The sequence below is a fragment of the Candidatus Omnitrophota bacterium genome (genome assembly GCA_040755155.1).
GTDB lineage: Bacteria > Hinthialibacterota > Hinthialibacteria > Hinthialibacterales > Hinthialibacteraceae > JBFMBP01.
In genome coordinates, this window is the sequence record JBFMBP010000149.1 from 18,602 (window position 1) to 39,057 (window position 20,456).

The following is a 20,456-nucleotide window of genomic DNA, read 5'->3' on the forward strand; positions in this document are numbered from 1 at the left end:
GGCTGGGAGAAGAAAATTCGCAGTTTTCGACTCTTTTCGAGTTTCAAAAGAGTGATAATCATGAAAGCCTCAAGGTCTCTTTTGAATGATATTTCCAATGGCCTGAAAGTATTTGCTGTGTAACATAAGACTAATTAATTTGTTTCAAAAGCCTCGTAAAAATGGCTAAATGAATTCATTTCCGAGGAAAAACCTCAGGATGCTTTTCCTATTTCCCCGCCAATCGTTTCGCATCGTCCCATATTCGGTCCAAAGCGTCGGGCGAGGGAGCCGAGGGGGCGTATTTCATCTCTTCGCAACGTTCTCCAAACCGTTTCAAAACCGGTTGCAATTCCTGTTCCACGAGATCGAGATACGTTATCAACTGTTCTCTTCTCTCCGCGGGAAATCGTTCCTGAAAACGAATCCATACTGCTTGCTCAAGCGTCCGGATGCAGTTGGGGATTTCGCCTTCGATCCGGCGGCGGCGCGCCGCTTCGAACATCTCCTCCACGGGATCGGTTTTCTCTTCCGCATCTTGCGAAACCAAACTTTTACGCGAACGTTTTCGATAAATTAGAGTAACGCAGGCGAGGATAAAAATCAGTACAATCGCTATCCCCCAAAAATAAGAATTTTTTACGATTTTTTTTAGAAACGGCTCCCAGCGGAATGGGACGGGCGCCGCCGTTATCGCCGTGGAAGCTGTGGGAATCGTCTGTTCCGTTTCCTCTCCCGCAATGGTATAAGCGACGACGGCGGAACCGATATGGGCTTCGCCTTCGGCGTTGGCCATAAGGCGATAAGAAAAGATCATATCGGAATATCGGCGTCCATCCTCGCTGCCGGTGCGGATCGTGGTGGAAGGCGCCAGCACTTGCAAACCATCGAAGGCGGGGGGCTTCTTCAACGAGGGAGAAACCTTTTGCATTTCGCCGAACCAGCGGATGGCGATGCGCCATTCGAAGGGAGACTGCGCATAGACTTTTTCCGGAAAAGGCCCTTCCGTCCGCACTGTGATTTCCAGGTTGGCCTTCTCGGAACCGGAAGTATCGGCGAGAGGCTGCGTCTGAGCGAGAGAATATGCGGAAACAATGGCGGCAATAGCCAAAGGCAGGAACAATAAAACGAATCGATATTTTTTTAACGGACGGCGGACGGTGTTTTCAAAGAATCGAATATTAGGATCGAACTCCATTATTCTGCGCCTCAATCCGCGTCATCCTTTCCTCGATCGCCCGCAGCGATTCTCGATAGGGTTGATAAAAGGAGCGGATGGAATAAAACGCGGCTTGCGCGTCCCGCAACGCCAACTCTTCTTCGGCGGTTTTCCCTTCCGCACGATAGGCGTCGATCAATCCCAGCGATTTTTGCGCGGACCAATAGGAATAAGGACTGCCGGGGTAATAATTTTTTATCGCCTCATTATACGATTTCAGCGCGGTCTCGTAACGTCCGTTTTTTTTCGCCGCTTCCGCATCGCGATAATGTTGGGCGGATAGAACCGTCAAACGGCCCAGCAGCAGTAGAATGGAAATCCCCGCAAAAAGAACGGCGTTCCGAAAAACGCGCCTCCACCCCATTTGAGCCGTTGCGCCATCCGAGAACATAGCTGTCTTCCATAAAAAACGTTCAGGATCGCAGGATGGTCGCGTTGTTTAACCCATCGATAATTACATCTCATAAATGATGATGGGTCAAAAAACGCGACCTATCCTACTTTTCTCATCATTCATAATTAAAAATTCATTCACGCCGCCGCTTCTTTGGCTTTCTTCTCCGTTTTCTTTCCAGCGCCGGAATCCGCAGCGGACGCGGCGGCGGGGATAGACTCTTTTTTCGTTTCCTTATGAGAGGTTCCCGAAGCGGATTTTCTCTTATAGTCCGTCTCGTAGAAGCCGGAGCCTTTAAAAATAATCCCCGCGCCGTTGCCAATCATGCGGCGTACTTTGTTGGCTTTGCATTCGGGACATTTCTTGATTGGCTCATCCTTCATGGATTGAAAAAGTTCGAATTCATGACCGCACTTATCGCAAACATATTCATACGTCGGCATTCGTTGGCGACCTCCCTTTTTTTATAACGAAACCTATCCACCTTACGCTCCATTCCCTCAACGATCAAGCGCCTCGCGAATGGTTTGACCTCTTTGGAAACCGCTTGACTCCTCCCCCAAGTTTTGGGGGAGGTTGGGAGGGGGTTGTCGGCGCGCTCTATCAACCCCCACTGTATCTCCCCCATCTTGGGGGAGAAAAAGCGTCCAGACGCCTAATGAACTATTATTTTTCCACGGTATATTCCGCGTCCACGACATCTTCGCCGTCGGCCTTTTTCGACGGCTCCGGCCCTGGCTCGCCGGAAGGCTTCGCCCCGGCGTCTTTCGCACCGGCGGCTTGGCTGGCGGCCTGCTGTTTCGCCAGGTGTTCGTAGATGGCTTGTCCCACCTTCTGGCCGGCCGTTTCCAGCGCTTCTTTCTTTTTGCGAATCGTTTCGATGTCGCCGCCTTCCAGCGCTTTTTTCATTTCCTGGATGGCGGTTTCGACGGCGGCTTTGTCTTCGGGAGAGACTTTATCGCCGTATTCCTTAAGGGATTTCTCCGAAGCGTAAACGAGGGAATCCGCTTCGTTTTTCAGCATCGATTCTTCTTTTTTCTTCTTGTCTTCTTCCGCATGCAATTCAGCGTCTTTTACCATCTTTTGGATATCGTTTTCCGACAATCCGCTGGATGATTCGATCCGGATTTTCTGCTCCTTCCCCGTTCCCAAATCCTTAGCGGAAACATGCAGGATGCCGTTGGGATCGATATCGAACGCCACTTCGATCTGCGGCATTCCGCGCGGCGCCGGGGGAATCCCCACCAGGTCGAAGCGTCCGATGGTGCGGTTGTGGGAAGCGATTTCCCGCTCCCCTTGCAGCACGTGAATCGAAACCGCCGGTTGATTGTCCGCGGCGGTGGAAAAGATTTGGCTCTTGCGCGTGGGGATGGTGGTATTGCGTTCGATCAACCGCGTGAAAACGTCGCCCAGCGTTTCGATGCCCAGAGAGAGCGGCGTTACGTCGAGCAGCAGAACGTCTTTCACTTCCTTGCTCAAAACGCCCGCCTGGATAGCCGCGCCGATGGCCACGACCTCGTCGGGATTGACGCCCTTATGCGGTTCTTTGGCGAAGAGGTCTTTGACGATCTTCTGCACCATGGGAATGCGCGTCGAACCGCCGACCAAAATGACTTCGTCGATCTCGGAGGGTTGCAGTTTGGCGTCGGCCAAGGCTTTCTTGCAGGGCATGATGGTGCGCTCCATGATCGATCCAGCCAGCTGTTCGAATTTCGAGCGCGAGAGTTTCATCTGCAAGTGCTTCGGTCCCGAAGCGTCGGCGGTGATGAACGGAATGTCGATCGAAGTCTCCATCGTTGTGGATAGTTCGCATTTCGCTTTTTCCGCCGCGTCTTTCAGGCGCTGCAACGCCATCGGGTCTCGGCGGATGTCGATGCCCGTATCCTTCATGAATTCCACGGCGAGATAATCGATGAGCACCTGGTCGATGTCGTCGCCGCCAAGATGCGTATCGCCGTTGGTGGATTTCACTTCGAAGACGCCTTCGCCCAGTTCGAGGATGGAGATGTCGAAAGTGCCGCCGCCGAAATCGTAGACGGCAATCTTCTCGTCCTTCTTCCGATCCAGCCCGTAAGCAAGCGCGGCGGCCGTCGGTTCGTTGATAATGCGCAGCACTTCCAAACCCGCGATCCGGCCCGCGTCCTTCGTGGATTGCCGCTGGCTGTCGTTGAAATAGGCGGGCACGGTGATGACGGCCTGCGTCACTTTCTGGCCGAGATAGTCTTCCGCCGTCTGCTTCATTTTCTGCAACACGCGCGCGGAAATTTCCTCTGGTTTGTAAGATTTTCCGTCGATCTCGAACATGGCGGCGCCGGTGTTGTCGGGGACGACTTTATAGGGAACTTTGGATGTTTCGTTCTTTACTTCGCCGATTTTATTGCCGATAAAACGCTTGGCGGAAAATATCGTGCGTTTGGGATTGGTGATGGCCTGGCGCTTGGCGACCTGCCCTACCAGCCGCTCGCCGCTGTCGGTGAACGCTACAACCGATGGCGTAGTACGGGCGCCTTCGGAATTCGTAATAACGATAGGCTCTCCGCCTTCGATCACCGCGACGACGGAATTGGTGGTGCCCAAATCGATGCCGATGACTTTTCCCATGATCCGGTCTCCTATGGTTATAGACTCTTATCTATATTCCTTTTTATAAAATGTCCGAACGGCGGACGAAGGTTCTTCTCCTCGCTGATGGCGTCGCCGTCCTCTTTCGCTTCTTTATCCTTATTCGCCGGCTCGCAAGCCGCCGCCACTTGCACCTTGGGCGCCCGCAAGACGCGATCTTTCAACCTATAACCCGGCGAGATTTCCGCCAGAATGATTCCCGGCTCGCGCTCCGCCGTTTTCACTTGCGAGATGGCTTCGTGAAAATGGGGATCGAACTTCTCGCCCACCGTTTCCACCCGCGTCAATCCATAATCCTTCAATACCCCCAAAAATTGTTGATAGACCATCCGCACTCCCGCTCGATGCGATTCCGCATCGACGGCGTGGTTTTGCGGATTTAGTGCGCGCTCCATATTTTCCGCCACATCCAAGAGACGGACCAGGAATTCCTGCAAGAGATATTCCCGCATTTCCGTCCGTTCTTTCAGAACGCGCTTGCGGTAATTGTCGAACTCCGCTTGCAGCCGCTTCAAATGATCGAGATACTCGTCTCTTTCCGCCATAACGTTTTGAATTTCAGCGGAAAGCGGCGCCTCCCGGCCTTCGGGAGCTTTTTCAATTTCCGTGCGATCTTCGCTTGGCTCGGTTTCGGATTCCTTTTCCCAAAGCTCCTCCAAAGCGAGTTTGACCTCTTTCTGTTTCTGTTCCTTGGATTCGGGGGAATCGAAATCCGGAAACGATGCGCTTTCAACCATTTTCAACTACCTGCTTTTATCCTTTTTTTAAATTGAATCCGTTCGTAAACGGTATCGCCGGATTTTTTTATCCACCCGGCTAATCACGTCAATGAGGACAAAATCCACGCGCCGAAGAGATTTTCTTGCCTCGTTGAGTTGCTCCAACGTAGAAACGTAGGTCATATTCACGGCGATGAGAATATCGCCCCGTTGAATCTCCGCTTTCTGCGCCTGACTGCCTTCTTTCACGGAAAGGACGACTAGTCCTTGTTGGTTGTCTTGGTAATCGCACCAACGCCGCCAAGGATTGTCGATCTTTTGCAGTTCCATTCCCAGCCAACTGACGATTTCGATATTCTTATCGGGAATGCTTAATTCACAAGTACTTTTCTTGCCGTCTCGGATAATCCCCAATGTCAATTTTTTTCCTTGGTGCGCTTCCAGGTTGGCGATGAATTCTTTCGAATCCTTGAAATTATTCCCATCGACGCTGCAAATGATGTCTCTCCGCGCCAATTTTCCGGCGCACAATCCATCGGGACTCGTCTTCAGCGTTACGACGCCATCTAGCGGTTCATTTTTCAAGGATGGATAGTTCGATTGAAAAAAGTGCTTTAACGGGGCGTTCATATCCTGAATTTCGATTCCCAGCCGGTCTTCCAGCGATGGGATGTGGTTGATCCAATAGTCGTATACTTGCTTTACCCGCGAAATAGGGATGGCGAATCCCAATCCCACGGAACCGCCCGAAGGGGAAATGATGGCCGTATTCAGGCCGATGAAATCGCCATTGATATTGACCAGCGGACCGCCGCTATTTCCTTGGTTGATATCCGCATTGGTTTGGATCAGCGTGTTCAGCCTGCTTCCTTCTTTGTCTTCGATAGTCCGGTTCAAGGCGCTGATAATGCCGTCCGTAACCGTAAACGATTGCCCCAGCGCGTTGCCCAGGGCGATGACCGTCTCGCCGATCATCAAATCGTCCGAACGCCCCCATGCCAAAAATTTCGCCGGAGGTTCGCCTTTGATTTGCAGAATGGCCACGTCCGCCCGGGGATCGACGCCGATAATCGCCGCCTCTAGCTGCCGGTTTCCTTCGTAAAAAGTAATAAAGATTTTATCGGCGTAGCCATAATCGTACTTCACGACATGGTTGTTGGTAACTATATATCCCCCCTCGACGACTACGCCCGATCCCAATCCTTGCAACCGATAAATTTTTTCGAACAATTCGTCGAACGGAGTGGAAAAAAGCGCTTTCACGTCCTTCGTCGTGCTGATATCCACCACGGCGGGCAAGACTTTTTCCACCGCTTGCACGATAGGAGTCCGCCGTTCGTAAGACGAAGCCGCATCGGCGCCAGCCATAAGCAACAGACCGGCGGAAAACAAAGCTATACTTTTTAAGGATGGATTCATTATTCCTCTTCCTTAAAACAATTCCACTATATCGTTAATTATCGAGGGGAAGCAAGTTGTATTCCATATGACCTATTTTAATTTAACTTATTTATTTTATTAAGGTTATAAATCTATTTCCTCATTATATCCATCGATTTCCCTACCATTTCATGCGCCATATTGGCGCGCAAATAGGACAGCCATAAATACATTCTGCGCCAAAAATTCATCAAAACTCCATCGTAGGCTAGGCTCAGACCAACAAAAGAGACGGGGAGACGGGGAGACAGGGAGACAGGGAGACAGGGAGAAAAATAAAGTAGGTTGGGGCACGTTTTTTGACCCATCAATCTTTTTCATCATTCATCATTCATCATTTAAATGTATCGAACGAATTTATTTGGGAACGTTATCGCCAAAATTTGATATATAGTGTATAAGGCGCCATCAATTCCTATATCCAGGAGAGAACAATCATGAAGCGTATGTTTGCGTGGAATTTTTCAACTTTACTCATCCTTCTGACGGCGGTTTGCGTTCAAGCCCAACCCATCGCCTCCTTTTTATTCGCATCCGGCTCTGTGGAAAGCGGTCATTTTTCGTTAACTCCGGTTGCCGGCTATCAATCGCCCTCCATGTCAGGGGGAACGTTTCCCGCAGGAGGCGCGATTCGAGACGGCTATCGCGTCACGCTGCTCCCGGGACAAGCGGCGCTGTTGTCGGCGAAAATCCCGGTAACCGCAGCGGGGCCGGTTGTCATCACGCTGGAATACGGCGTCGCATCCGGCGCTCCGCAGATCGCCGTAGCGGCGCTAAATGCCGAGAACGGAGAAGCGGACGGACAACTGGCCTATACACAATTCACTCATCCTGCGGAATATGCCTCCACCGCTGTGCAGCGTCTGCACGTAATCTATTCGCCGCCTTCAGGCGCGTTTCTTCCTGCAGTTCAGCCTTCGCTCTTTCCTAGCGCCAGCCAAAGCGCGGAAATTATTCTCTATTCCCTCAGTGTTTATTCTTTGGACCTCAAAGAAGCGCTTCTCCTGACTACCATCCCCAATGGAACCTTCGATTCTCCTTCCAACCAATTGATCGAAAACATTAATTTGGATAAGGGCGATGTCTTGCAGGATGGCGGCAATGGCCGCCTGATTCTCAAAACCATCGGCGGTGGAGAAGCCGCTAACGCCGCCGTACAAACCTTGAACGCCGCGGGATTGGATCAAGAAACGCTGTTGCTGGCAAAGGCCGATGTCTCCCGGCTCAGCGGAAACGACGGCATGACCGCGCTGGTTTTGACGGATGGCGCTTGGACTACGGCGTTGTTCGTCAAGAACGAAAACATTCCTCTCGCTCCCGCTTCCATCAAGTTGATGGCGGCGGGCCTTTATACCCCCCATGAGGCGCCGATTTACGCCGTCATTCAGAACGGCGGCGGCCAGAACCCTTCCGAACTGGCGGTGGATAATCTCATTTTGCAAGCCGAAACCTTGAATTCCATCGTAGGTCTGCCTGAATTAACTCCCGATAGCGCGCCGAAGTCGCTATCCGCCGCTTTGGTAATGCCTAAGGAACTATATACCGGCGGCAAAGGCTCCTTCTCGCTGACAACCGTCGAATCCGGCGAGCAAAAACCAGTGGATATGCCTTTCGATGTATTTCTCGTCAAAGACCGCGAGCAAATCCTCTTGGATCAAGGCCGCACCGGCGCCAAGGGATTCGCCAATAAAACCTTCACCGTTCCCAATCTCGCGTCCGGCGCTTGGAAGGTGGAAGCGCGCTCCTTCGGCGAAACGCTGCTTCTCGGCGATGTAGCTGTGAAGAATGGCGGGGTTTTATTCATCGAAACCGATAAGCCAATCTATAAACCCGGCCAGACCATTCAAGGCCGCGTTCTTTATCTCAACAACGAACTATCGCCACTTCAAGGCGACGTGGAAATTTCCGTTTCCGACGCCAAAGGAATCCGGATTTTTAAGGAAACGAAAACGGCCAACGAATACGGCGTCGCCCCCTTCAATCTGCCTCTCGCTGCGGAATTGAACTTTGGAACATGGAAAATAACCGCCAAATGCGGAACGGATATTCAAACGGAATCCGATATTGAAGTCGACCGTTACGTTCTTCCTTCTTTCGAAATCAGCCTTAATTCCTCTAAAACCTGGTTTCTCGTGGACGAGCGCGTAACTGGAAGCGTGGACAGCCGCTATTTCTTCGGCAAACCGGTGGAAGGAATCGCGCATATCGAAGCCTTGAAGTATGTCGGCGAGTGGCAAACCTACGCCACGGCGGATGGCCGGCTAGTGGACGGTAAATTCGCCTACGATCTGCCGCCCGTCGTCTATGTCGCCGGAACTACGGGCGCGGAGGGCGCGGGAACGCTGCAACTCAAAGTTACCGTAACCGACGATGCCGGGCATGAAGAGAAAACCGACCAAATTTTGAAAATCGTCGATTCCGGCGCAACCTTGAAATTGATCCCCGAAGCTCCCGTCATCAAGCCCGGCCTCAACCAGGAAATCCTGATAACGGCGGAAACGCCCGGCGGCGCTCCGCTGGATTTAAAAGCGGAAATAGACATTATTTTCTTAAGTGAAGATGGAAGTTCGTTAGGAGAAGTGAAGGATTCCGTCCTTACGGAAAACGGTCTCGCCATTTATCGCTTCGACGTCCCCGAAAAAACCATCATGGCGACGATAACTGCCAGCGCCGAACTGGATGGCAAAAAAACCGAAGAATCGCTGTTGCTTCATGCCGCCTATTCGCCTGGCGCTCATTTCATCCATCTGCGCCAACGCAACGAAGGAACCATCGCCGTCGGCGAGGAGGCCGTATTCGACGTTTTCGCCACTAATCCCGGCAGCGTCTTTTTCGACGTTTACGCCAATGGCCGCACCGTCTTCTCCAACGCCATCGACGGGCGGGAAATCCGTTTTACCGCTGCCGCCGCCATGAGCGGAGAAGCGAAGATCGCCGCGTATATGATCCAGCCGGATAACGAAGTATCCGCCGACGTGCTGCCTTTCAATGTAGAATTAACGGCTCCTGTTAATCTGGATGTAAAATTCAACGCCGAGGAAGTTAAGCCGGGCGATCCCGTAACGCTCTCCGTGCAAGCGGATGGCATATCGATGGTGGGTCTTGCCATCGTAGACGAATCCGTCTTCGCCCTGGCGGCGGGGCGGCTCAATCTCCGCAACGTCTTCGCCGAACTCGAACGCATCTTCATGGAGCCGCAGATAGAAACGCATCCCGGCGAGGGCGACATTATAGGACGAACGCCCTTTTACGGCGGCAAAGGAACGCAAGACGTTCTCGACGATAACAATCTGCAAATCATCGCAACGAAAGATATGCTGGTTCCCAAAGCCGCCGAGCTCAATCCTTGGCTCTTTTGGGGCAACGAAAAAATGCGCAATAACTTGCCCCCAATTCTCTTCCCCGCGCCTGGAATTTTTGAGGACGTCGCTGCGGGCGGCGAGGATCAAAGCGGGCAGACCTACCAAGAGCCTGATCGCGTTCGCACTTATTTCCCCGAAACCTGGCTCTGGAATCCCGAATGGCTTACCGGCGCCGATGGCGCTGGATCGCTCGATCTAACGGCGCCGGACAGCATCACGACATGGAAATTGCACGCCGTATCTACTTCGCCCCAAGGTCTGGGCATCGCTGAAGGATCGCTGCGCGTTTTCCAGGATTTCTTCGCCGAGCCGGATCTGCCCTATTCCGTCATTCGCGGCGACCGCTTCCCGCTCAAGGTTCGCGTCTTCAATTACATCGATGAAGACCAGCTCATCCGCGTCACTCTCGACAATGCCGAAGCGCTGGGATTACAGGACGATCCCGTGCAGGAAATCACCGTGCCCGCCAACGGCGCGGCAAGCGCCGTATTCACCTTGCAACCGAACAAAGTAGGCTTGCTCCCCATATCTCTGATTGCCCAGTCGTCCAAACGGGCGGACGCCATCCGCAAAGACCTGCTGGTCGAACCGGAAGGAGTGCGCCAGGAGGTTGTTTCAAATGGTTTCCTGAAGGATGCCACGGAAGTGGTTATCGATACGAGTCTGCCCGAACCGCTAATCTCAGACCCAGAACTTCGACCGGATACTGACGATATGATTCCCCCCGCCATCGAGATCGTCCCCGATTCCGAACGCCTGCGCGTCGCCGTAACGGCGAGCCTGGTGGGGCAGTCTCTTGATGGTCTGGACGATCTCTTAGGAATGCCTTACGGCTGCGGCGAGCAGAATATGATTTTCTTAGCTCCCGATGTGGAGGTCTTGCGCTACCTGAAGATCACCGGACAACTGGCCCCCGCTATCCGCGCCAAAGCGGAGCAATTCATTATGACCGGCTATCAGCGGGAATTGACCTACCGCCGCGACGATGGATCCTTCTCCGCCTTCGGCCAGGAGGACGACAGCGGCAGCCTTTGGTTGACAGCTTTCGTTCTTTCCACCTTCAGCAACGCCCGCGAAGTGCAAACCATCGATTCCAGCGTCCTCGACGCGGCGGCGGCGTGGATCGTCTCTCATCAATTGAAAGACGGCTCCTGGCAGCCGGTAGGATTCTTGATCCATAAGGAATTGTCTGGGGGATTGAATGGAGACCTGGCTCTCAGCGCTTTCGCCGCCAACGCGCTTCTCGAATATGGCGCAGCGGATGCGGCGGCGCTGGAAAAAGCCCTCGTCTATCTGGAAGGCCATATAAGCAACCAGCAGGTGGATTCTTACGTTCTCTCCCTGATCGCCTACGCTCTTGCGCGGGCGCAGCGCCCTTCCGCCGCGCAAGCTATAGACGAATTGCTGAAGCAAGGCATCGCCGATTCCAAGGGACTGCATTGGGAGCCTCACGCCATCGAAGCGACGGGTTACGCCGCCATGGCGTTAGCGCTGCTCGACCGCTTGGAAGCCCAACCCGCCCTCGAATGGCTAGCGGCTCAGCGCAACAGCCTCGGCGGCTATGGTTCCACGCAGGATACCGTTGTCGCCTTCAAAGCCTTGACGCAGGCGGCGGCGGGACAAAGCCGCGAGTTGAACGCTTCGATCGACGTTTTAGCCGACGGCCAACTCGTTCATACCTTCACCCTCAATTCGCAAAATTTCGACGTGCTGCAAACCGTGGAATTGCCGCTTGCCAAAGAATTGACGCTCAAGTCGACCGGCGTCGGCAAGGTAATGTACCAAGCCGTTCACTCATTCAACATCCCCTCTTTCCCTGAAACCGTGGGCGAAGACATGCTGCTGAAAGTCAAATATTCCGCCGAGCATGTCGCCGTGGACGATATAGTCGACATCTTCGTAACGGTCAATTACTTCGGCGCCGAGAAAGAGACGGGCATGTCGATCGTGGATGTTTCCGTCCCCACCGGCTTTAGCGTAGTGCAAGAATCGCTGGAGAAAGCGAAAACCCTGGATAACGTCAAGCGCATCGAACAAGCGGGCCGCAAAGTCATTTTCTACCTCGACAAATTAACCAGCGGCGAGCCGTTCGAATTCTCCTTCCAGGTCAAGGCGCTCTTTCCCGTCAAAGCGGATGGAGGGACCAGTTCCGCTTATCTCTACTACAAACCGGAAACTCGCGCCGACGCGGGAGGAATCCAATTGACCATCGAAGGCGATAACGGATGAAATATACGCAAGTCCTCCGTTGATCGCCTATCAACGGTTTATCAGGCGCCGGGGAAAAAATATCTTCTCCGGCGCCTGTTTTATTTCATCATTCATTAATAAACCGGTTTTATCGCCGCTTTAATTTTAAATTGCCGCTCGTCCAGCATTTGGCTTTCCGCCGTGAAGTTATATCGCGAATCCTCCATGCTGCCTCGCCAATAATATTTCCGATCACGTCCCTCCAGGTTGCCGCCGGAAGTGGATTCGCTTCCGCCGTTTTCCTGCATCCGTAGGCGCAATGCGTAGGGAGATTCACTGTCCAGCAACGGATTGGGAATCATGAAAGCCGATAATACGAAGACCTTGCCGTCTTCGCCGATTCGGTAAAATGCCAACGGTTGACCAGCTTCCACGACGGCTTCCATTTCCATCTTTCCCTCATTCGGCATCGGTTTTACTCCTAGAGACTCGTAAATCTCAGCCGTCTTTACAGCGGGAACGAAATCGGGATGCTTCTTCGTAAATTCTTTTTGCGCATATTCGATTTGGCTCCGATTCGCGTCTTCCCCGCCGATGATTTTCTCCATCGCTTCCGCTTTCTTTAAAGCGATCCATTGTTGTTCCGCATCGCCCATCGATTCCCATATCGCCGCCAGTTCCAAAAACGTCATGGCGGATTTGACCGGACTTTCCTCCAACGCCTTTTTATATTGATCCCTTATAGAAGGATCGTTCCATATCCAACCTTTCATCATCAATAAAAAATCAATAGAACAACCGCGATCCATTATCCCTTTCAATTTCGCGCGAACTTCGTCTGAATTCATCCAGATTTCATGATTAACAACAAATCTTGTTGCGTTAGAAATATCCTTATCCGAACTTACTTTTGTCCCATAAGAAGAAAACGGCTCGGTTTCGACGAATCCTTCGATGCGTTCTTGGCCCGTGGCGTAGCGCAGGTAGGGAGAATGTCCCTGCGGCGAAAAATCCTGCTTCCGCCAACCGGCGGCTTCCAATTCTTGAGCGAGGCGCGCGAATAATTTCTTGTCTCTATTCCCCGCATCGATGACTCGGCAGGACTGGTAAACCGTAAGCGGTCGCGTCCCATGCGCCGCCGGTTCGATTTCCGCAAGCATGGGAACAAGGTTTGCCGGAGCGGATTCCACCGAAGGCGTAAGTTCGTCCATCTCCTTCGGAGGCAATTGGTATTTCGCCCGGTATTCTTTCATTAGATCGACTACCGGCTTCGCCAGTTCCGCCCCAATGTCCTTGGCCGCCGAATGGTATTTGGCGCTGGAGGTTCGAATCTCCGCAGCCTGGCTGGAGTATTGCAAGTCCGTTTTCATAAGATAATGGACTGCGGGAACGGAGTAGGTTTCGACGTATCCGTGATTGGATCGGGCGAATTGCGAAGAGACTTGCATGACAATCTGCGCCTCGATTTTCGTCCGGGGAGGAAAATACGATTCCTTGTAGTCCCGCATTCCAATGCGAATCCACATATCGGGCAATAAGCCTCCGGAAGGGACAGGCGCGCCAGCGGGTAGAATCTCGATCGCATCCAGAAATGGAAATTCTCGCAGAGATTCCGCCATTCGTTTGGCGGATTCCCATAACAAGAGATGATCGTTTTCCAATAAAACTATAACGCGATGGCAGGCGAACTTGGCGAAAGAACCGCTGTTGCTTGACGTTGTCGTCGTTTTGTTATTGGAAGAAGCATATACGCCGTAATGCGCTTCGAATTGGAACAAAGGCTGAAAAAACTCTTCGTCAGTGGTTGAAGTATAGAGGCTCGACATCTCTACCCAATCGCCCATATTGTTTTTTTTCCACGTGACCGGATATGGAGTTTGAGAGTCGAGAAAGAATAGAATCGCCAGACAAAATAAGACCGCCAAACTGAGCGCGGCGAAGCCATGCGCAATAGCGCCCCGCGATTCCTTATGTTTGAGAATCAAGCCGAAGGGTATATACGCCAATAACGCGAAAGGGGAAGATGTCAGAAAATAAGCCGCCCAAATCGCCTTCATAAGCCAGGCCGGTATATTGAAGGGACGATAAATTTCTTTTTGCCGCCAGCAATGAATCAAACAGAAAAGCCATATAACCAAGTAGAGAATTACCGCCGCCCAAGGAATCCAAACCATTTTCAATCCCCCTTTACGATTGCGATTTCGTTTATTCAATCAACGCGCCATCGTTTTTTTTGTTTCAAACGGCGAGCGCTGCATCAAGGATCAGACATAAAAGGTTAGGGGGAAAAATGCAAGCCGAGATTAAGACGTATAATCTAAATTATGCCTTTTACTTATTTGATAATTACTCTTCTCGTATGTCAAAAGTCAAGAATCATTGTTTTTAGGAAAAAAATAAGACGAATACCGCCGTATGAAAAAGGATAAGCAGCAAAGGCCAGCGGGGCAGAGAAAAGACGCGGCGGCGGAGCGAGAAAACGATTTTGTCTTCCTCGTTGGGGATGGAAGCGGGAGATGTCTCGCTCAGAACAGAGCCAGGGATGTTCATCCGATGTTGGAATTCCTTTCTGGCGTCAGGCGACCTCGCCTTTGGTAACTTTCATGAAGACTTCTTCCAGATCCGCCGGAAGCTCGCGGAAGTAGAGGATATCGAGACCCTTTTCGAGAAGATGGCGGTGGAGCTTCACGACCTCGCGGATGTCGCCGACGTATTCCACGCGGGTGATCTGGCCCATCGCTTCCACGTTTTGCACGCCGGGGAAGTCCCAGAGGATTTTTTCCAGGCGTGAGTCCGGCTCCAGCATCTCGATCTCGAGGATCATGTTTTCGCGGACCTGACTCATGATGGTCTTGATATCGCCCGCCGCCAAGAGAACGCCGCGCTCGATGATGCCGATCTTATTGCAGCAATCGGCCAATTCGGCGAGGATGTGGGAAGAGATGAAAATCGTCTTGCCCATGCGCTGCAATTCTTTGAGCAGTTCCTTGATGTAATGGCGGGCGCGGGGATCGAGGCCGGAAGCGGGTTCGTCGAGAATGAGGACTTGGGGATCGTGGACTAACGTTTTCGCCAGGCAAAGCCGCTGCTTCATGCCGCGGGAGAGACCCTCGACGAAGTCGTCGCGCTTGTTGTTGAGGTCGAGCAATTCGATCACGTCGCGGATGATGTTTTTGCGCTTGTCCTTTTTAATGTTGTAGGCGGCGGCGAAGAAATCGAGATATTCCCAGACTCTCATGCCTTCGTAAACGCCGAAGGCGTCGGGCATGTAGCCCATAGAGCGCCGGACTTCCATCGGTTCGCGGGTAACGCTGTGGTTGTTGATCCAGGCTTCGCCCGTCGTGGGTTTGAGAAGCGTGGCGAGGAAGCGGATCGTTGTCGTTTTGCCCGCGCCGTTGGGGCCGATGAAGCCGAATATGTCCCCCTTTTCAACGTGAAGATTGAAATCCTTCACCGCCGAGGTGTCGCCGTAATGCTTGGAAAAACCTTCAATCCGGATCATTTTGCGCTCCTTGAATGGATGAACTTCCATGCATAATTCCATTATTCCTCCCCCAAGCCTGGGGGAGGTTAGGAGGGGGTTGTCGTAAGTCTGCTAAAATCAACCCCCCTCTAACTCCCCCCAAGCTTGGGGGGAGAATACGAAACGGATTTTATCATTATTGCATGAACCTCAGATGATTCGCCCTAAAACCGCCGACGATCGGCGGCTACCACTGAATCTCGTTCTCATGCGATTCGCCGCCGTCATCCAGCAAGCGTCCGAGGAAACGGGCAGCCTTCTGGCTCCCGAATTCCAGGGAGAGGTTGATGCCGATGCTGCCTTGATGGACGGTGACGCCCCAATCGCTTCCCGTTTTCATCTTGAAGCCGATCTTTCCCGTATTCTTGTCCACATAAACGAATGGATTCTTAATCCAACCGTTAAGATCGGACGCCTTCGAGAGCCATTCGTATTGGCCGGTCAGCCGATTTTTGATTTGGAGTTGGTTTTCCAGCGGCGGAGAGTTTTTCCCTTTTTCGAAAATTCGGGAAAAGCCGTCTCCGCGCGGCGGTTGTCCTATGTTGATAGGAACTCCTCCCATTCCATACCTCGCATTGCCAGGAAGGACGTTGCCGAAAAACATTTGGCGGTAGTTCGCCGCAATGTTCAGCGATCGGATTTTCGCGTCTTTCATGGGGATGGGGGCGACCATATGCCACTCTTTTTCGGCATTGTTTTCGATGCTGATCTGGCTTTGGAAATCGCCGCTAGGAATGGGTCTAAGTTGGTTGGAGGCTTGGCGCCAGGTCCTGCTCCAGGGAGCGGCTAAGATTTGCCAGGATGATGAAGGAACTTCGACAATACCGTGACTTTTGGAAGATAAAGGCAGAATGACGCAAAGAAGGGAATCGCCTTGGGGAACGATTTCGTCCTCGTTGATTTTGAACGGAAAGATGGAGCGCCCCATTTCCGCCGCCAAGACGGCGAAAGGTTCCGTTGGATAGAATTCGAAAAACGAAGCGGCGTAGAAACGCTTCAATTGGTCGTTGAGAAAGCGATCGAAGGAAATACTTTGGTTCGGTGAGTAGCCGCGCCGCTGGACGGCGTAGATCATATTGCGGTTGGCGAGTTCGTTTTGGGGTAGAAAATTCATGCCGCCGCCCGCTTTTTCTACGTCGATCGATTCTCCATCCGCCAGGTCGGCGAAAGAAAAGAAATTATTTTTCGTAAAAAGCGCGGGGCGGCGCAGAACGGCGCCCGTGCGGTTGGTAATAATGCCCAAGACGCGGCTGCCGTCCCATTCCAGATTCGCCGTAACGCCCTGGCCGATTTCCGCCGTTTGCGTTGTTTTGATCTGGCGCGACGACCAGTGATAGATGAGGAAATCCTCTACATTCGGTCCGTTCTCGTCATAGAGAATATGAAGTGAGTCTCCAGAAGTTTTACTCTCAGCCGGGAATTGCATAGACGAATAGTTGGGATTCTGGGGAAACGCGATGGGATGGTCGAATGCGAGGGAATACCACTGACGGACGGGCGAATAGATGGAACTGAAGGCATAGGAAGGAGCGACGGAGGCGCCGGGATAGGTTTCCACGACGCCGATTTCGTTGACGGCGATGCGGCTTTGTTGGCGCAGAGCGCCGATGTAATAAACGCCCACGGCGAATAAGACGGCCCAGACGGGAACGGTAAGCCATGCCCATTCCAAACGGCCGATTTTCTTGAAAACGAAATAATTGATGGGGACGACGAGAAGGATATAGCATCCCAGATAGAGAGCGATAAACCACGTGCTGGGCAGCTCCGCTTGAAAAGCCCATTTAAGAAAACCGCCGATATCCGGCTCGATATTGCCGATAACCTTGGATGTGATTGCGGGAAGCGGTTCCGTGAGGAAATCGGCGAAGACTTCGCGTTGAGCTTCGTCGTCGAAAATGGGATTGACGAGCGAAACGGCGGAGAAAACGATGCGGCCCGCTCCCCATTTCCGTTCTACCAATAACGGCGATCCGTCCGCCTCGATGAAAACCTCGATTTGGGGATCGTCGATCAAATCGCCCTCGGCGGCGATCGATTTCGTTTTCAAAACCGGATGGACGGCGCCGTCCTTGACCTGAAGCGGGGTTCCGGCCTCCAGAACCTTCGAACCGGTCATGGTTATAGGAACGAAGAGTTTGAAGGCGGAATCGCCGAGGCGCTGCCAGTTCTCTCCCGCCGCCAAAATGAGCGTCCCGCCCATTTGAATCCATTCTTCCAGGGCTTTCTGTTGAACCGAATTGAGAGCCGCGTCCGGTCCCCCATCCCAGAGAAGGGCGTCGATATTGCGGTAAGCGATCCAATACCGGGGAAGATAAGCTGGAGCCGTGTAGACGACGCGGCGGAAACGATCGACGTCCAATTCGGGGCGATGGGCCAGGCTGTCGTGGGTTCCCCGTTCGGCGCTCATCACGGCGACGACGCGGTCGGTTTCGCTGTAAACGGCGCTGACGGTGACCAGCGCGAGGGGAATCTGCATACGGCTGGTCAAAATGGAGAATTCCAACTCGTTGAGGGTTTGTTCGATAAAGACGCATAGGTCGTAAATTTTCGGCGTTTTGGTGGGCAGATCGACCGGCATACGATAAATGACATCGCCGTCTTTCAACTGTATCAGAAGCTCGCCCTTCATCGGATCGACGTTATTGGTCAATTCGACGCGGAGAGGCAGCCATGTCTCGTCACGGCGGAAGGGAAGATCGGGATCGAAGCCGGCGTAGATTTTCGCCGAGACCAATTCTTCTTGATCGGCGGGCGGCCCGAATCCAGCGCAGGAAAGCAGAAAAAGAGGGGCGATAAAAAGCATACCCCTCAAGACGCAGGAGAAAATCCAGCGTCCGCGATCCCGCCGGGAATGCGGAATGGAAGAATATAATTTGACTAGAGCGTTAACGGTCGGCAATCTCTTTTCCTCCCCCCTTGGATTGAAAGCAGTCTCGAAAATCTCCAACGGAACGTTATGCGCTGGGGCTTCGCTCCGTTATATTTTTTGGGATATTATTTTTTTCGCCGTTTAATGACATCCTGTTCGCATGTTATATATTATATTTATAAAGATAGATCAAACATCCTTGGCTGTCAGGTATCGATGCGTCATTTTTCTTCCATCCTCATTTGGAAAATTGTATATTCGCCCCTGCTGTGGAGAGAAGTGCGGCGGATATTGAGAAGCAAGAAATCTTTTCTCGCCTTCTTTGCTCTCCTGGCGCTTCTTCTGGTCATTTTTCAACGGAATTGGGATTTCATTCTTCAGTCTTGGAAATTGGCGCGGGATATATCGCAATCCAATCGATGGCTGTTTTACGGGATAGCGCAGGCTCATCTCTATTTTCTCGCGATCTTCGCGCCTTTCCTTTTCGCGCCGCTCATCGCGGAAGAACGAGAGCGCGGAACCTTCGAATTGTTGGCGGCGTCTCCCTTGCCGATTTTCCACATCCTCGCCGCGAAGCAGCTGGCGGGATCGTTTTATTTTCTTTTGCTGCTGGCGGGAACGCTGCCGGTTTTATCGCTGGCTCTTTTCGGGGGCGGCGTTTCCCCGCCGGAGATCGCGAGAATCTATCTTCTCATCGCCGCCGCGTTTTTCTTCTTCGGGGGTTTGGGCGCGTTTTGTTCCACGTTATCCGATAGAATCAGCCGCGTTTATATCTATACCGGATTAGCAGTATTCTTTTTTATTGTCGTTCTTCCCCATCTATTAACGATCATCGTTTTTCTTTATAACGGTTTTTACTTCGGCGTCGATAGTCAATTTCGCGACGATCCTTTTTTCCAATTTCTGCATCGATGTTTAGAAAATGTCAATCCATTCGCCGCGATGCGGATGGAGTTTTTCCCCGAGAGAACGATGTTGAGCATAGGCATCCCGGGAACGCCCGTCTCTACCCATGCGGCTTTCTATTTTTATATTGTTTGGAGCGTAAGCATGGCGATCGCGTTCTATGCGTTAGCGTTGGCGCGCATGAATCGGCTCGCGCGCCTCGATCCCCGGTCGAGAAAAAAGAAGAACCCAAACGCAGCAAAGAAAGGGAAACTGTGGGACTATCTCTCTCGCGACGTGGCGAACGATCTATCGCAAGCCATCGAACGGCGACGCGATCTGCTGGGCAAGGCGGCGCAGCGGTTTCAATGGTTTTTCCATTATGGAACGTTGATCCGGATATCATATATCGGGATCATTTTTTCCTTGTTGACGATTCCGATCTGCACGACGACGTTTTTGTTCCTCATGCCGCTGCTATTGCCGATTCCCTTCGCCTTGCCGATGGCGGCGTCCGGCGTCAGTTCCGAGAAGGAGCGGGGAACGTGGGAATTGTTGCGGACGACGTTGCTTCCAGCGCGGCATATCGTAGAGTCGAAGATTCGAATTTATCATCAATACGGCTTGGCTCTGGCGTTGTCCTTTTATGCGCCGGGAATGGTATTCCGCCTTTTTCATCCATTCAACGCTCAAGATATCGCCCGCGGCGGGAGCAGCCGCGCCGAAATCCTCCTGCTCTTGGCGATTTATCCCGTCGTGATCTTCCTAGCTTTGAAGGCCATCACGGCGTTTTCTTTTTTCTGTTCGGCGCGGATGCGCCGATCGCATTGGGCGTTGACGGCCTCTTTGGCTTGTTATCTCTTTATCCTATTCGCATCGCCGGGAATGGAGATCGTTCCGCATCGCTTGCCTATATCGTATTTCCTCGGAATCAGAATGCTTCCCGGATGGAGCCTTATCGAAGAGAATCGTTTTTTCTCCTGCGCTTGGGCGATCGAATCCGTCCTAGGCTTATTGGCTTATGGCGCTGGATTTCTATCGCCGTTGTACGCCGTAAAGAAGATTCTTCCTTCCGCAAATTCCGGTTTCGCGGCGCCGATATCCGCCATTCCTTTCGCTCAAAATCCTTTTCTTATCCTTTTGATTCAACTCGCCATTTATGGCGTTGTAACGGAATGGCTTTTGAGACGGACGTCCAGCTCATTGGAAAAACCGGAATAAGAGTATAATCGAATGGGGGATGGCGCGGCG

12 protein-coding genes are annotated in these 20,456 nt (G+C 52.3%); 2 read left to right on the forward strand and 10 right to left on the reverse strand.

Features of this window, described 5'->3' with window-relative positions:
* Window positions 1-208: 208 nt before the first annotated feature.
* The 6 genes from AB1656_22705 to AB1656_22730 form a co-directional block, all read right to left on the reverse strand.
* On the reverse strand, window positions 209-1,192 hold the full coding sequence (locus AB1656_22705; protein ID MEW6238210.1) for a BatD family protein: 984 nt from the start codon (window positions 1,190-1,192) through the stop codon (window positions 209-211).
* On the reverse strand, window positions 1,161-1,589 hold the full coding sequence (locus AB1656_22710; GenBank protein ID MEW6238211.1) for a hypothetical protein: 429 nt from the start codon (window positions 1,587-1,589) through the stop codon (window positions 1,161-1,163). The genes AB1656_22705 and AB1656_22710 overlap by 32 nt, the downstream gene beginning before the upstream one ends.
* A 140-nt stretch (window positions 1,590-1,729) precedes the next feature.
* On the reverse strand, window positions 1,730-2,035 hold the full coding sequence (locus AB1656_22715) for a zinc ribbon domain-containing protein (GenBank protein ID MEW6238212.1): 306 nt from the start codon (window positions 2,033-2,035) through the stop codon (window positions 1,730-1,732).
* Window positions 2,036-2,258: 223 nt separating this feature from the next.
* Complete coding sequence (gene dnaK, locus AB1656_22720; protein ID MEW6238213.1) at window positions 2,259-4,193, reverse strand: molecular chaperone DnaK; 1,935 nt, start codon at window positions 4,191-4,193, stop codon at window positions 2,259-2,261.
* Window positions 4,194-4,210: 17 nt separating this feature from the next.
* Window positions 4,211-4,951: a nucleotide exchange factor GrpE gene (grpE, locus tag AB1656_22725; GenBank protein MEW6238214.1), complete on the reverse strand. Its 741-nt coding sequence runs from the start codon at window positions 4,949-4,951 to the stop codon at window positions 4,211-4,213.
* 27 nt (window positions 4,952-4,978) lie between these two features.
* On the reverse strand, window positions 4,979-6,352 hold the full coding sequence (locus tag AB1656_22730; GenBank protein ID MEW6238215.1) for a trypsin-like peptidase domain-containing protein: 1,374 nt from the start codon (window positions 6,350-6,352) through the stop codon (window positions 4,979-4,981).
* Between the two features lie 458 nt (window positions 6,353-6,810).
* Here AB1656_22730 and AB1656_22735 point away from each other — a divergent pair, with 458 nt between their 5' ends.
* Window positions 6,811-11,964: an alpha-2-macroglobulin family protein gene (locus tag AB1656_22735; GenBank protein ID MEW6238216.1), complete on the forward strand. Its 5,154-nt coding sequence runs from the start codon at window positions 6,811-6,813 to the stop codon at window positions 11,962-11,964.
* 95 nt (window positions 11,965-12,059) lie between these two features.
* On the opposite strand, the gene AB1656_22740 is transcribed toward AB1656_22735, so the two are convergent.
* The 4 genes from AB1656_22740 to AB1656_22755 all read right to left on the reverse strand — a co-directional run bounded on the left by AB1656_22740 (window position 12,060) and on the right by AB1656_22755 (window position 18,350).
* Window positions 12,060-14,099, reverse strand: a complete 2,040-nt coding sequence (locus AB1656_22740) for a hypothetical protein (protein ID MEW6238217.1) — start codon at window positions 14,097-14,099, stop codon at window positions 12,060-12,062.
* Between the two features lie 211 nt (window positions 14,100-14,310).
* On the reverse strand, window positions 14,311-14,475 hold the full coding sequence (locus tag AB1656_22745) for a hypothetical protein (GenBank protein MEW6238218.1): 165 nt from the start codon (window positions 14,473-14,475) through the stop codon (window positions 14,311-14,313).
* A gap of 25 nt (window positions 14,476-14,500) precedes the next feature.
* The gene (locus AB1656_22750; GenBank protein MEW6238219.1) at window positions 14,501-15,427 is read right to left on the reverse strand and encodes an ABC transporter ATP-binding protein; all 927 of its coding nucleotides are present in this window, start codon (window positions 15,425-15,427) and stop codon (window positions 14,501-14,503) included.
* A 208-nt stretch (window positions 15,428-15,635) separates the two neighbouring features.
* The gene (locus tag AB1656_22755) at window positions 15,636-18,350 is read right to left on the reverse strand and encodes a hypothetical protein (protein MEW6238220.1); all 2,715 of its coding nucleotides are present in this window, start codon (window positions 18,348-18,350) and stop codon (window positions 15,636-15,638) included.
* Window positions 18,351-18,536: 186 nt separating this feature from the next.
* Here AB1656_22755 and AB1656_22760 point away from each other — a divergent pair, with 186 nt between their 5' ends.
* Window positions 18,537-20,426 carry an ABC transporter permease subunit gene (locus AB1656_22760; GenBank protein MEW6238221.1) on the forward strand — a complete coding sequence of 630 codons (1,890 nt, stop codon included), beginning with the start codon at window positions 18,537-18,539 and terminating at the stop codon, window positions 20,424-20,426.
* The last annotated feature ends 30 nt before the right edge of the window (window positions 20,427-20,456 follow it).